This is a genomic window from Stenotrophomonas koreensis (assembly GCF_001431525.1).
Taxonomy (GTDB): Bacteria; Pseudomonadota; Gammaproteobacteria; order Xanthomonadales; family Xanthomonadaceae; genus Stenotrophomonas; species Stenotrophomonas koreensis.
This window is the reverse complement of sequence record NZ_LDJH01000048.1, coordinates 1-502: the sequence shown is the minus strand read 5'-3', so window position 1 is coordinate 502 and position 502 is coordinate 1. Positions and strand designations below refer to the sequence as shown.

The 502-nt window shown below is 60.2% G+C and carries 1 protein-coding gene; it reads left to right on the top strand.

Going from position 1 to position 502, the window contains the following annotated elements; translation table 11 throughout:
* Positions 1-461, top strand: a 461-nt coding sequence (lptD, locus tag ABB25_RS14045) for an LPS assembly protein LptD (protein ID WP_152981248.1), incomplete at its 5' end; no start/stop codon positions are given.
* Positions 462-502 lie beyond the last annotated feature (41 nt).

Sequence of the window (502 nt, the reverse complement as noted above, 5' to 3'; positions counted from 1 at the left end):
AAGACCTGGCCAGCCTGCGCGCGACCTACCTGCTGCCGGAAGATGGCATCGTCAACCTCGGTTACCGCTACCGGCGCAATCCGCGCAACGGTGAAGACCAGCTGGAACAGGTCGATTTTTCCTTCCTGTATCCGATCAACCCTCGCTGGAGCGTGGTTGGCCGCTATTACCATTCGTTGCTGGATGACAAACCACTGGAGGTCATCGGCGGCGTGCAATGGGACAGCTGCTGCCTGGCCGTGCGTGCACTGGTGCGCCGTCATGTCCGCAACCGCGAAGGTGACATGGACAATTCCATCCAGGTGGAATTCGTCCTGAAGGGCCTGAGCTCCATTGGCCAGAACACGGACCGTACTTTGTCCCGTGCTATTCTCGGCTACAACCGCGACGACCTGTACCTGGTTCCGCCCAGCCGCAGTGGCGTTGACAGCGACGACTACGATCCGAATCTGATCCCATGACCAAGACCCTTCCTGTTCTGCTCGCCGCCACCCTGGCGTTG